The organism is Streptomyces sp. NPDC048415, from assembly GCF_040651675.1.
Taxonomy (GTDB): domain Bacteria; phylum Actinomycetota; class Actinomycetes; order Streptomycetales; family Streptomycetaceae; genus Streptomyces.
This window is the reverse complement of sequence record NZ_JBEZKJ010000012.1, coordinates 37,207-49,195: the sequence shown is the minus strand read 5'-3', so window position 1 is coordinate 49,195 and position 11,989 is coordinate 37,207. Positions and strand designations below refer to the sequence as shown.

The 11,989-nt window shown below is 69.6% G+C and carries 17 protein-coding genes; all 17 read right to left on the bottom strand.

From position 1 onward, the window contains the following. Positions 1 to 78 precede the first annotated feature (78 nt). Positions 79 to 552, bottom strand: coding sequence for a hypothetical protein (locus AB0D27_RS11510; RefSeq protein ID WP_362505597.1), 474 nt, complete (start codon positions 550 to 552; stop codon positions 79 to 81). 7 nt (positions 553 to 559) lie between these two features. After that, complete coding sequence (locus AB0D27_RS11505; RefSeq protein WP_362505596.1) at positions 560 to 1,033, bottom strand: hypothetical protein; 474 nt, start codon at positions 1,031 to 1,033, stop codon at positions 560 to 562. Further along, positions 1,030 to 1,509, bottom strand: a complete 480-nt coding sequence (locus AB0D27_RS11500) for a hypothetical protein (RefSeq protein ID WP_362505594.1) — start codon at positions 1,507 to 1,509, stop codon at positions 1,030 to 1,032. The genes AB0D27_RS11505 and AB0D27_RS11500 overlap by 4 nt, the downstream gene beginning before the upstream one ends. 2 nt (positions 1,510 to 1,511) lie before the next feature. Continuing rightward, on the bottom strand, positions 1,512 to 1,871 hold the full coding sequence (locus tag AB0D27_RS11495) for a hypothetical protein (RefSeq protein ID WP_362505592.1): 360 nt from the start codon (positions 1,869 to 1,871) through the stop codon (positions 1,512 to 1,514). Next, positions 1,868 to 2,206: a hypothetical protein gene (locus tag AB0D27_RS11490; protein WP_362505589.1), complete on the bottom strand. Its 339-nt coding sequence runs from the start codon at positions 2,204 to 2,206 to the stop codon at positions 1,868 to 1,870. The genes AB0D27_RS11495 and AB0D27_RS11490 overlap by 4 nt, the downstream gene beginning before the upstream one ends. A gap of 72 nt (positions 2,207 to 2,278) precedes the next feature. Beyond that, positions 2,279 to 2,740, bottom strand: coding sequence for a hypothetical protein (locus AB0D27_RS11485; protein ID WP_362505585.1), 462 nt, complete (start codon positions 2,738 to 2,740; stop codon positions 2,279 to 2,281). Then, positions 2,740 to 3,546, bottom strand: coding sequence for a head-tail connector protein (locus tag AB0D27_RS11480; protein WP_362505582.1), 807 nt, complete (start codon positions 3,544 to 3,546; stop codon positions 2,740 to 2,742). Before AB0D27_RS11480 ends, AB0D27_RS11485 begins: the two co-directional genes overlap by 1 nt. Next, the gene (locus AB0D27_RS11475; RefSeq protein WP_362505580.1) at positions 3,543 to 4,679 is read right to left on the bottom strand and encodes a hypothetical protein; all 1,137 of its coding nucleotides are present in this window, start codon (positions 4,677 to 4,679) and stop codon (positions 3,543 to 3,545) included. The genes AB0D27_RS11480 and AB0D27_RS11475 overlap by 4 nt, the downstream gene beginning before the upstream one ends. Positions 4,680 to 4,700: 21 nt before the next feature. Then, positions 4,701 to 5,108 carry a hypothetical protein gene (locus AB0D27_RS11470; RefSeq protein WP_362505577.1) on the bottom strand — a complete coding sequence of 136 codons (408 nt, stop codon included), beginning with the start codon at positions 5,106 to 5,108 and terminating at the stop codon, positions 4,701 to 4,703. A 97-nt stretch (positions 5,109 to 5,205) separates the two neighbouring features. After that, positions 5,206 to 5,607 (bottom strand): hypothetical protein, encoded by a 402-nt coding sequence (locus tag AB0D27_RS11465; protein ID WP_362505574.1) that lies wholly within the window; start codon positions 5,605 to 5,607, stop codon positions 5,206 to 5,208. Continuing rightward, positions 5,604 to 6,101: a hypothetical protein gene (locus AB0D27_RS11460; RefSeq protein ID WP_362505571.1), complete on the bottom strand. Its 498-nt coding sequence runs from the start codon at positions 6,099 to 6,101 to the stop codon at positions 5,604 to 5,606. Before AB0D27_RS11460 ends, AB0D27_RS11465 begins: the two co-directional genes overlap by 4 nt. 61 nt (positions 6,102 to 6,162) lie before the next feature. Further along, positions 6,163 to 7,437, bottom strand: a complete 1,275-nt coding sequence (locus tag AB0D27_RS11455; protein WP_362505567.1) for a phage major capsid protein — start codon at positions 7,435 to 7,437, stop codon at positions 6,163 to 6,165. Between the two features lie 282 nt (positions 7,438 to 7,719). After that, the gene (locus tag AB0D27_RS11450; RefSeq protein ID WP_362505564.1) at positions 7,720 to 8,439 is read right to left on the bottom strand and encodes an HK97 family phage prohead protease; all 720 of its coding nucleotides are present in this window, start codon (positions 8,437 to 8,439) and stop codon (positions 7,720 to 7,722) included. Continuing rightward, positions 8,432 to 9,841: a phage portal protein gene (locus tag AB0D27_RS11445; RefSeq protein WP_362505561.1), complete on the bottom strand. Its 1,410-nt coding sequence runs from the start codon at positions 9,839 to 9,841 to the stop codon at positions 8,432 to 8,434. The genes AB0D27_RS11450 and AB0D27_RS11445 overlap by 8 nt, the downstream gene beginning before the upstream one ends. 8 nt (positions 9,842 to 9,849) lie before the next feature. Then, positions 9,850 to 10,089 carry a hypothetical protein gene (locus tag AB0D27_RS11440; RefSeq protein WP_362505558.1) on the bottom strand — a complete coding sequence of 80 codons (240 nt, stop codon included), beginning with the start codon at positions 10,087 to 10,089 and terminating at the stop codon, positions 9,850 to 9,852. Positions 10,090 to 10,098: 9 nt separating this feature from the next. Then, a complete protein-coding gene (locus AB0D27_RS11435) occupies positions 10,099 to 11,628 on the bottom strand; it encodes a hypothetical protein (protein ID WP_362505555.1) in 1,530 nt (509 codons plus the stop codon). Next, entirely contained in the window at positions 11,579 to 11,905 is a 327-nt protein-coding gene (locus tag AB0D27_RS11430; RefSeq protein ID WP_362505552.1) for a hypothetical protein, read from the bottom strand. Before AB0D27_RS11430 ends, AB0D27_RS11435 begins: the two co-directional genes overlap by 50 nt. Positions 11,906 to 11,989: the final 84 nt, after the last annotated feature.

The following is an 11,989-nucleotide window of genomic DNA, read 5'->3' as shown; positions in this document are numbered from 1 at the left end:
GCCAGGAGCGCCCGGTGGCGCTGTCGTTCTCTGCTGCTTTTTCTTCAGCTTCGATCGAGTAGAAGATCTCCCACTCGATCAGCTCACGGGCGCTGATTCGTCGTAGGAGCTCGGCGACGGTGCATCCGAGGGCTCGGGCGAGGACGAAGTAGAAGCGCCGGTGTCCGTCGGCGCGTCGGAGTTTCCCTCCATCTCCTCCTCCTCTTCCTCGCTCAGGCCGGAGAGACGCTGAGCGACGTCGTACAGCCGCTCCAGGACCTTGCCGGACTTGGCGCCCAGCTCCCCCGCCTCGTTGTCCATGAAGAGGCGCTCGCCGTTGTCGTCGACCAGGGTCTTGACCAGCAGCTTGGCGTGCATTCCCTTCTGGATGAGGACGGGTTCCATGCCCTTGCCGTCCAGCGACCTGCGGAACTGGCGGATGCTGCCCTGGAACTCGTCGAGTTCGTCGCCGGTCAGGCCGCGTACGACGACGTCGCCGCCCCATTCGGGGACGGGGACCGTCTCGGTGGGGATGTCCTGCGCCTTGACGATGGCGTCGCGTGTCAGTGCCATGGTGCTCCTAGCTGATGCCCTTGGTGATGCCGTCCAGGACCTTGTTGACGGCCCGCCTGGAGGCGGGCCCGGCTACGCGGACGACGTTGTAGAAGTAGGGGTGGCCGGTCTGGGTCACCCAGACCTCGCGGTTGCCGAAGACCGGGTGCCTCCAGCGCTTCTTGCCCTCGACCATCGAGGGCAAGGACTTCATGTGGTTCGGCATCTTGCGGCCGTCGACGCGGATCGCGACGCCCGCCTGGCGGCCGACCGTCTTTACCTCCAGGCGGGTGGCCTTGGCCATCCGGCCGCGCAGGCCGTCCGGGCTGGAGCCGCGGCTGGACGGGATAGACCGGATCGAAGAGCGAACGCGCGGAACCAGGGGCGCCGCCGCAGCCCTGAGCTCTTTGCGGAAGCGCTTCTTGATCTCCGGGCTGTCCATCTTCCGCAGCTCGCGGCTGACGCGCCGCAGGTCGCCACTGTCCTGGAGGCGGATGCTCACGGGATGGTGACGTTCTCGGCCGGGATCTTGGTGATCGCGTACTGGAACACCATGTTCGCCGGGTTCTCGATGTCACGGCTCTTGGGTACGCCCGTGACCTTGACCGGGAAGACATCCATCTTCTGCCCGGTGATGTCGCCTTCGGGGAAGATCACGACGTAGCCCGCGGTGTCACGCGGCATGAGCGTCCGGGCGTCCGACGAGTTCGACGACGCGTACATCGTGATGCTGCTGTCGTCCGCTGTGATTCGGCCGGGGATCTTCGGCACGAACCGGCTGCCCAGGTCCGGGGTGTCCTGCTGGTCGCTGCTCGTGGCGAACCCGGACACAGCCATGACCTCGCCCGTGAGGTCCGTGCCGGCGTTCAGCTCCGACCGGCTCGGGCTGTTGTAGTTGGCAATCGTGGCGACCCAGTAGTAGTGGGTCGTACCCGGCGGGATGTACCGCGAGGTTGCAGCGATCGGCGTGGCCACCATGGTCAGTTCTCCTCATCCATCTGGGCCGTCTTGGCGCGCCGCGCCGGCCGCTTCTTGGGTTCCGCCGGCTCGGCGTCGTCCGACTGGTCTGCTGCCGCGTTGTCAGCCGACTGCGCAGCGCTGGGCTGCTCCGGCTCCGGCTCGGCCTGCTCCTGGGCGTCAGGCTCCTGCTGCTCCGCGGCCTTCTCGGCCTCCGCAGCCTCGGCGGCGGCTGCCGCCGCGCGGGCGGCGCGCTCGTCGAGCTCCTCCTGCGGCACTCGCTGCCAGCCCGCCGCGGTGTAGTGCGGCATGGCGTCGCGCGGGACCTCGATCTCTTGGGTCGGCGGCAGGGTGGGATGCCGCATGACGATCGTGTTGCTCACGGGACCCTCACCACCGCGACCGTGACGCTCGCGGTCACGGAGTAGTTGATGGTCGCGAGCCCGGTCGTCGGGTCGGCGTACAGGCTGCTGAGCAGCGGGATGATGCCGATGCCGGTGGTCGCGGCGACGACGAACGTGCTGTCGGCGATGGCGAGGCGCCCGTCGACCTGGCCCGGCGTCACCAGGGTGACCGTGCAGGCGGCAGCGTTCGCGTTCTTGACGTAGAGGAAGGTGCCGCTGCCGCACGCGGCGGTGTCTCCGTTGGTGGCAGCGACGGGAAGGGCACCGATATCGAGCCCGGCATTGGGCGCGACCTGGGTAACGAGCGCAGTCATGGCACTCCTGTTCTCATTGACGGCCCGGGGGGCTGAGGGGATGGCCCCGGTAGGGGGTGGGTGGGGCGGAGGTCAGGGGCGGGTGTAGCTGTCACACCCGACGGTGAAGATCACGACTGCCTGTGCGCCCTGGTCGCTCTGGTACTGGGTCAGCGAGTGGGTGTCGACCATCGCCCGCATGACGGTGCCGTTCAGGGTTCGGTTCTCGGCGATCGCCAGGGCGGCGGCGCCGAAGAGTTCGTAGGCCCGTTTCCTGGCGGCCGCGATGTCGGTCACGCCCTTGATGGCCGCGGCCGCGCAACGGATCGTAAACTGTTCCCGGTCCGGGCTTCCGCCGAGGCCTTCGGTGACCGCCTGCGCGTCGACGTCGTTCTCGCCGTCCGTGCCGGTGTAGCCGACGGAGACGATCTCGTTGACCCGGGCCTGGGACACGGACGCGCCGTCGCGTACGGTCACGCCGGCCAGGCCGGGCGTCGCCGCGAAGAGGGCCACGAGGGCGTCGATGGCGTCCGGGACCCGCGACTGCCAGAGCATCAGGCCACCCCCGGGAGTGGTGCGTCGAGAAGCTCTTGCGCGCGGCGGGGGATCGCGTAGCCGCGGCCCGGCATGTAGGGCTCGCCGTCGCCGCCGAGCTGGACGCCCATGGTGCCGCGCTGGGTCTCCCACAGGTGCTGGATGATGATCTTCCCGGCGAGGCGGTAGTCATCCGGGATGGCGGTGAGTCCGGCCTGCGAGATGACGTCGACGGTCCCGGTGAACGGCGGCCCTGAGACCACGGTGACGTATCCGGTGTCCGTGTCGGCACGCAGGTTCGCCGTGTTCCACGTGGTGGAGCCGTCGGCCGAGGCGACCGAGGTGAGCGACAGCAGCGGCACGTGGGACAGCAGCAGTTGCTGGACCGTGCCGGAGATGGTGAAGCGGTCGGTGTAGGTGCGGCGGACGACGGTGCGGCCGAGCTCGCGCTCAACAGCCCGGGTGGCGGCCGCGATGTAGCCGCGCAGCTCGTCGTCGTCGATGGTCTCCGTCGGGCCCATGTTGAGCTGGGCGCGGGCCTCGGCCAGGGACACGATGCTGTCGGGCGCGGCGGCCTGGACGTCGAACACGTCGGCGTACGCGGTCGTCGGCGCGGTCGTGACCATCCGCCACACGTGGCGGCCGGCCTGGGCGGTCACGTAGTCGACCCGCAGCTGCCCGGTGGTCGTGGGCGGCGGCACGGTGGGAGTGACTGTGGACCCGTCCGGCAGCGTGATGGTCAGGGTGGCCGTGGCCGGGTTGGCCGGGGTGCCCGTCGCGTCGGCGACGTCGACAGCCACCTGGTAGACGGCTCCGAGGTCGATCACAGGGCTCCTCCCCTCGCTGTTGGTACGGCAGGCTTGCCTCGCTGCGCCCGCGGTCCGGCCGACTCCCCGCGCTGCGCACGGGGCCCGGCTCCTGACGCTCTTCGAGCAGTCCCGCGGACGACCGCTCCGGCAACCTGCCCGGACGCCTGAAGTCCTACGGAGACGGCCATGCCGCCCCCGGATGTGGCCCCGAGCGCTCCGGCCGCTGTAAGGGCGGCCGACGCGGCGAGTGTCGCGTCGAGGCGGCGGCTGGCCGTGCCCGCCGCGGTCAAAGCCGCGGCTGCGGTGAGCCCTGCACTGCCAGTAGCACTGGTGGCCACCGCGCCGTCAGCGGCCAGGGTCGCCGACATGTTGAGGCTCGCCGCCCCGGACGCGCCGCGCACGCCGTCCGCCGCCAGGTTGGCCGTGGACAGCAGGGCTGCACTGCCTGCAGTGGCGCGCAGGCCCGATGCCGAGAGGGCCGCGGTCGCGGTGAGGGCAGAAGAGCCCGCAGTCGCGCGCACGCCGGACGCGGACAGGGTCGCTGTCGACGCTATGGCCGAGTCGCCCGCCGTGGCCCGCAGGCCCGACGTGGACAGTGTTGCGGTGCTGGACAGTGCCGCGTCGCCCGTGGTGCCGGTGGCGACGTCCGCGCCGGTGAAGTCGTCGAAGCGCAGCACGGTGGTGGATTCGGCGCGGACACCGACGCTGGTACCGGTGGTGACGGCGGTGTCGGTGACGCTGACGCGCTGGATCCCGTTGACGAACCCTTTGATCGTGCTTCCGACGGCCTGGACCTTGGCGACGTCACCTGCGACGGCCGCTCCTGTGAAGGAGCCGATGGAGGTGAAGCTGCCGCCGACGGCAGAGAAGAGGTTCCAGCTCGTGCCGTCGTTGCGCCACAGATAGCCCTGCGTGATATTGGTGTTGCCGCGGCACCAGACGCCGTGACTGACGGCTCCGGTGGCGGCGATCGTGATCTGCGCGCTGTTGTCGTTGGTGGCCATCGCTCCGGCGGCGCGCAGGATGATCACGCCGCCCGCTGACCCTGACGAGAGCTGGTTGGAGACGATCGACCAGGTGCCGGACACCTGAACCCAGTTGGCGCCCGGGCTTCCGTCAGCCCTGTTGAAGTCGTCGCTGAAACTGGTCACGACGGCCTCCCTGTCAGTGCGTCACGCCGCCTGCGCCGCGAGGGACGCGGCAAGCGTGCTCAGCGTGAACGTGTCCGCCGACGCCCAGGCCTTCGACGCCGTCAGTGCCACCGAGAACAGGAACGTCCCCGCGGATGAGGCCGTCCACAGCGAAATGTGGGTGAGGGTCTCCGAGGTGCCGCCGTTCGTCCATGCGGACGGCGGCGTGGATAGGGACAGCGACGACCCCGCCGAAGAGCTGGAGAAGACGCACGAGTTCCGGGTCGTCGAGCCGACGGACACGTTGGACGTGCCGGCCGCGCCCGGGTCACCGGTGTGTAGCTGCACGAACGTCCCGGCCACAGCCGAGTAGGCGGCGCCGCCGTTGCCGGTGGTGCGAAGCGTGTTCAGCCACCCGGAGACGAGGCTAGGGGCGAGTCCTGCGGTCACTGCTCGTCCTCCTCAGGCGTGGTGTCGTCGTCGGGATGAGCCGGGGTGACCTCGCCGGAGGCCTCTAGTTCGATGACGAACACGCGCTCTTCCACGGCTACTTGCTCTCGGCCTGCGGCTTTGCCGGGGGGCGCTTCGCTGCGGTCTTCTTCACAGGGGCCGCAGCCTTCTTGGCAGGCGCCGGGGCTTGGTCGCCGTCGGCGGCGGTGGCCGACTCCTGGTCGTCGTTCTCGGCGGACTCCGGATCCGGCTTCTCCGGAGCACCGGGCGCGACTGCCTCGGCCGTGGCCTTCGTCAGTCCGCCGGTGTGCTTCTCGACGTCAGCGTCGTCGGGCACGGCCGTCTCGACGTCGTCGTCGGTGTCGGCGGCCGGGACGGCGAGGCCGGACGCGCACAGGGCCGTCCCCTCGTCGTCGGGCAGCTCCATCGTCTCGCCGCGTTTCGGCCACGGAATGCCGTCGCGCGAGCCGGAGATGTCGCCCTTGATTCGGACCTTCACTGTCCTGTCCCTCCTGTGATCAGCGCGGCGTCCCGCATCGCGGCGAGCGCGCTCGTGAGCGCCGTACGGACCTGGCTGTCGATGGTGGATCCGCCGGACGGGTCCGCGATCGCGGGGCCCTGGCACAGCTGGTTGGTGGGCCCGTTGAGCGTGAACTGCGGGCCGGCGGTGCCGCCGGCGATGATGCCCGTCCGGCGCAGCACTCCCAGGATCGAGATGATCGTGGGTCGGGCCACGTCGTCGATCGTGACGCCGCCGGTGGGATCGGCGATGGCGGCTTGCAGAGTGATCGACGACGTAGCCGCGTTGTAGCTGTGGCCGAGGTTCAAGCCGGTCGCGCCACCCAGGACTCCGGCCGCCCGAAGCGCGGCGAGGATGGAGACGGTGGCGGCCCGTCCCTGCGTGTCGGCCGTGGCGCCGCCGGTCGGGTCGGTGACGGCCGCGCCGTGCACCAACTGGCTGGTCGCCGTGTTCAGTTGCTTCGGCTGGGGCATCTGCTCTCCTTCGGATGAGGGGCCGCGCCGTACGGGACGACGCGGCCCCTGTCCGCGGTCGTCAGCTCGCGCCGCCGACGAAAAGCTTGACGGCGCCGGTCAGGTCGACGAGGGCGCCGTCCGCGCGCATCAGCGCCCGGAAGGTGACCATGTCGCTGTTGAAGGCGAACTCGTCGCTGCGCTCGAAGCGGATGCCACCGCCCGCCAGGCGGACGAAGTACTGGCTCATGTCGCCGAAGATCAGGCTCTTCGCCGAGAGCGCGACGGCCGCCACGTTCGGGTCCATCAGCACGGGCTTGCCGAGGATCATGTCCGGGGCGCCCGCCTGGAGGCCCGGCTGCCACAGGTACTGGCCGGTGCTGTCCTTGAGCTTGCGCAGGGCGGCGATGGAGGAGTCCGCCATCATCCACACTGCGGCGGTGGAACGCCGGTACGGAGCGATCACCGAGAAGAACAGGTCGATCACGTTGTCGGCGGTGAACGCGCCGGTCACGCCGGTGCCACCGGTCACGCCCGTGGTCGCGTCGGTGACGACACCGCGGGGCTGGCCGGTGCCGCTGCCGGTGATGGCGTGCGCGCCGAACGCGTTGCCGAGCGCGCGGCCGGCCTGCATGGCGAGGTAGCCCTCGAGGTCGACGCCCGTGTCGTCCAGGAGCTCGCGTGAGACCTGGATGAGCGCGCCGTACTTGTAGGCGCCGAGCGAGATCTGGCCGAACGTCGGCTCCGAGGTGCCGATGGTGCCGCCCTCGGTGACGATCGCGCCCGAGCTGTGCGCGGTGGTCTTCGGGACCTGGATGGTCTCGCCCGAGTCCGTGTTCAGCACGGTCGCCCCGGACTGGAGGATCGCGCTGGTCTGGATCAGGTGCGCGATCAGCCGGTCGTAGAACGACGTCGGCACGGTGTTACCGCCAGCCGTCGCCGCGCCCTTGGTGAGGCTACGGAAGTCGATCGGCCCCGACGGCTTCACGTCGAAGAACCTGCCGCCCGACTCGCCGCGCATCCACGCGCGCAGCTCGCCCTGGTCCTGCGGGGCCTGCCCCGCCGGGGCACCGCCCTGGCGCTGGCCGCCGCCCTGGCCGCCCGCGCCGGAGCCGCCGCCCTGGCCTCCGGAGAGCCGGTCGAACGCGGCGTCGGCGTCCTTGGAGCGCTGCGCCGTGTCGATCGCGCTCTTGATGCGCGCGTCGAGCTTGTCGAGCTCTTCGTTCAGCGCGTCCCAGGTGCCCTGCTCTTCGGCGGAGAAGGCGCGGTTCTCCTCGGCCGCCTTGTCCGCGAGGCCCTTGGCCTGCTCCCAGACGTTGCCGCGGCGCTCGCGCAGCCGCTGGATCATGTCCGACATGGATGGACTCCCGTCCGATCGAATTCGATCTCGACCGGGAGCCCTCGCGGTCCCGCACCCCGTGGGGTGCCGGCGGCCGGCGCCTGTGCGCAACCGGCGGTCCGCTGATCCCTCTCCGTGTCACACGCAGCCCGTTGTGTGCTTCACCGCACCCAGCGCGGCAGCCGACCGGGGTGAGCCCAAGTCGGTGCCGTGGCGGTGCGGTTACGCGGTCCAGGACGGTCGTGCCGCCCCCTGTGACAGGGGTCTTGGTGATGCAGTGCGTACGCGGGCCCGACAGGGTCAGGCGTACGGGTCTTCCTTGCGCGCCAGCAGCTGAGCCGCGGCGGCCGGGCCGAAGAGGCCCTTCTTCTTCGGCGTCTTCGGCTGTGGGCCGTCGGTCCGGACGAAGAACTTGCGGAGCTCGTCTGACTGCGCCATCGAGCGGACCTCTTCGAAGTCCGCGTCGAACTTGGCGGCGAGCGATCGCAGCCCGGCCGAGGTGTCGTTGTAGGCCGGGTTGTTGACGGGAGCGACGTCGACGAGCTGGACGCCGGTGAGGCGCCGCAGCGGGTATCCCTGGTCGGTGGTCGTCCAGTCGTCGGTCACCGTGCGGAACGCGAACGAGCTCTTGCGGACGTCGCCGCGCTCGACGAGCTCCACCACGTGCGCCATCGCCTTCGGCGGCAGCACCTCGTAGGCCAGGCCGTACTGGTCGAGGCCCATCCGCAGGGTTCCGGCCGCCGTGGTACCGAGCAGCGCCATGTCGTCGTGGTTGTAGCGGGCGATGACGTCCGGCCAGCCGTCGCCACGGGACTGGTTGAAGGCGATCGGGTCCACGACCTCGATGAAGCCACCCAAGTTCTTGGACTGCCGGTTGAACTGCGCGGCGTATCCGCCGATGCGCTTCTCGCCGTTGTCGGCGCGCAGTTCCGCCTTGCCGGTGTCGCCGGAGGTGTAGCGGCGCTCGATGTCCACGGTGCCTCCAGTGGCGCTCGCTGTGGTGGTGCGCTGGTCAGGCATCTTTTTCCTTCCTGCCGACCAGCCGCAGCCGGTCCTGGTCCTGGTTACTGCGGATCGTCGGGGGCGTGATCGAGACCCCGGCCGCGATCGGCAACGGGGTGTAGTCCTGGCCCTCGCCGTTGGGCAGGGGCGGCATGTTCTCCCTGTTGCGGATCTCGTCGATGTTGGCGCCGCCGATGAGCCGCTGCTTCTCGTAGATCGACCAGCGGGTCAGCGGGTCGAGGCGGATCAGCTTGTCGGCGTCGAACTTCACGCTCTGCCCGCGCGGGGTGAGCATCGACAGGTGCGATTCGACCTTGCTCATCCACGGCAGGAGGGTCAGCTGGATCAGCTCGATCTCGCGCTGCTCCGGGCTGCTGTAGGACATCGAGCCGCCGGTCTCGCCGCCGATCAGCTCCGGCGGAACCCCGTAGATCGCGCCGAGCTGGGTCGCGCCGAGCTTCAGCGTGGCAATGAACTGCGCCTCGTACGCGGGGACGGTGATGGCGGTGTAGTCCCAGTCCGCGCCGTGCACGATCGGCTGCCGGGACCGGATCGCCTCGACCAGGCGCGCCTTGATCACCTGGGCTTGCGCCTGGTCGACCTTCTTGGCGTTGTTCTTGAAGGTGCCCGGGGGCACTCCGCCAGTGGCGTGCCAGGCCTCCATGTACTCCTGAGCGGCCAGGTTCGTGTTCGCCATCGATGCGAACGCCCCGATGGGGCTGAGCCCGAGGATCTTGCCTGGGAGCGTGAACCACGGGATATGCACGATGTCGTTGGGGTCGACCCGGCGTCCGAGGACGTACCAGATCGGGTTGACGAACGAGCCCTCGCCCGACGGCATCGAGTCGAGGACCTGCACCCAGTCCATCGGCAGCCATTCGACCTGCGTCGGGTACTCGTAGTAGTCCCGCGCGGTCACGTAGCCGACGGCGTTGCCCCGGTAGACCATCGACAAGACGGCCCGCCAGATCCAGTCGTTGAGGTTCCCCTGCGTCGACGGGCTCGTGAAGAGGGAGCTGAGCGGCAGGCTCTGCACCGTGTCGCCGGTCTCCCGGAACTGGCGCAGCGGCGCGGCCGCCAGGTTGCTCGCCAGCAGCCGGCCAGCCGCGTACACGGGCGCCAGCCGCAGCACCCGGTCGACGCTGACCGAGGATGCGCCGCTCGGGCCGCCCTGGCTCCAGGGAACGTCCGTGATGGCGCGCTTCTCGATGCTGGAGCGCGACTCGACACCGACGAGCCATGCGCCGGCGTCGCGGAAGCCGCGGACCGCGAGACCGAGCCGGCGCCCCCAGGTGGCGCGCGCCGTCGCGCGCCAGGTCCTCGCCGTGTGGCCGCGCGCGTCCATCCAGGTATCGCCGACGAGGATCGGTCCCCCGTCGTCCGAGGTCCGGGATGGCTTGCGCCGGGGCCACAGCTTCACGCGATCGCCTACCAATCCTCGTCGTCAGGTTCGTAGTTGGCGATCCAGAAGCCAATCCGGCGGCGCAGCCGCCACACGAACTCCGCGCGCGCCATGCGCCAGCGGGTGCGCCGCGGAAGCGGGATCGGCTTGTACGGCGGGGGCGGCTCCATGCCGGGAGGCAGCGGCAGCCCGGCGTCGAGCAGCTGCTGCGCCGTCACAGGCACGAAGGCCCCCAGCTTCTTCACCTGGAGGGTCGGCTCGTCCACACGCACTCCCTAGAAGATCGATTTGAGGACGTCGTATTCGGCGTCCTCGAGGAGGTGTGAGCGGCTGTCGTACGACCAGCGGGCGAGGCTCATGGCGACGAGCGGGGTGATGTCGACGTCGCTCTTGGTCGGCGTCCACGCGATCGTGTCGCCGCTGGCCTTCGTCTTCGCCCCGGCCACAGCGACGTCGAGGTGCCTGTTCGGTACGACCCGGAAGGCCTGCTCGCGGACTCCGTCGAGGACCTGCCCGGCGGCGGCCGCCATTTCCAGCGCGCCCGTCACGGCAAGGTCCCCGGCCTCTGGCTCCTCCGGGTCGTCCGGGAGCTGGAAGTCCTCCTTGTCGAGGGCCGTTTTGAGGAAGGCGAAGGTTCCCTTGCCCATGGCGATCGCGATCGGCTCCCACATCTCGCGCAGCTCGATCAGGCGCGGGAGCAGCCACTTCGTGCCGGGCCGGTAGTCGGCGATCTGCGCGTGTCCCATGCCGTCGGCCCGCAGCCCATACACGCAGATCGCTGCCGAGTCGCGCAGCGGGCTGATGTCCACGCCGAGTGCGAGGCCGGCTTCCCGGTCGCGCTGCGAGTGTTCGTCGAGCATCGCCGCCCACTTGGCCGGGTCGATGACCGTGCTGCCCTCGGCCCGCTTGGGCCAGATCCCGAGGATCTCCCTGGCGAAACCCTCGTCGGACATTCCGCGCCGGTCCCGGGCCGTGGCCTCTTCGGTGACTCGGTGGCCCCAGGCCGGGTTGGTGGCTGCCCACAGCTGCGGGTCGTCGAGGTCGACGTCCGCGAGGTTCTTCGGCTCCAGGTCCCCGTCGAGACCCCAGTCCCGGTACCCCAGCGAGGCGTCCCCTCCGGCCTCGGCTCGCTGGCGCAGCGCGTACATCACCTCACCCGTGTCACCGGTGAGCGGCGGCGTCGAGGTGTAGATGATCTGCGGATTCGGGACGGCCCGCATCGTCGGCATGAGAGCTTCGTTCTGCTCCCACGTGTATGCGAAGGCCTCGTCGATGATGTTCGTGGTCCCGGTGAATCCGCGACCGCTGCCCTTGCTGCGGGCGATGAACTTCAGCTCCGCGTTGGTGTCGAGTCTCTCGAAGCCCTCTTCACCGTTCGTGTTGTTGATCTTGATGCGGATGCCGTCGACTTCGAGCAAGTTCTCGTTCGCGCCGACCTGCTTGCCCAGTCGCTTGAGCAGCTGCTTCATCCGCCTGAACGCGCGGATCGCCGTCTTGTACTCGTGGGCGGACCACATCAGCAACTTCTCACCCAGCAGCAGGAACCCGGCGAGCGTCCTGATCTCCAGGATGGCGCCCTTGCCGTTCTGCCTGGGCACCCACTCGGCGAACTCGAAGCAGGACCATTTCCCGTCCGGGCGCACCGACATCATCAGGTCGAGACTGTCCGCCTGCCACGGGTCGGCGATGAGGCCGGCACGGCGCGCGAGCTCGCACGCCTCGGGGCCCAGCGAGTACGCGGACGGCGGGGCGAGCTCAACCCTCGGCCTGCTTGCGAGCAATTCGGGCGGTGAGGTCGGAGACACCCGCACCTCCTGCCGGATCCATAGCAGCCGGAGAAGTGCCGTACTGGCCCTGCCGGATTTCCGCCAAGAGCGCCTTGAGGGCCGCCGATTGCTGCCTGGACTCCCCCAACAGCCCAGAAATATCGGCGAATTGCGCGAAATCAGGCTTGACACTGTTGGACCCTGCGCGCAACATTGAATCGAGCAGTTCCAGCCGGTCAGCGATGCGACAGGCCTCCTCCAACAGCACCAGATGCGCCGGAGTCAGAGACCAGATCGCCAGGGATTCCCGCCACATCCGCAGGCCCCGCTGACCGAGACCCTCCGGAACGCTCTCACCGCTAATCGGTCACCCCTCCATGATCATCGACCCCTGTGAAAA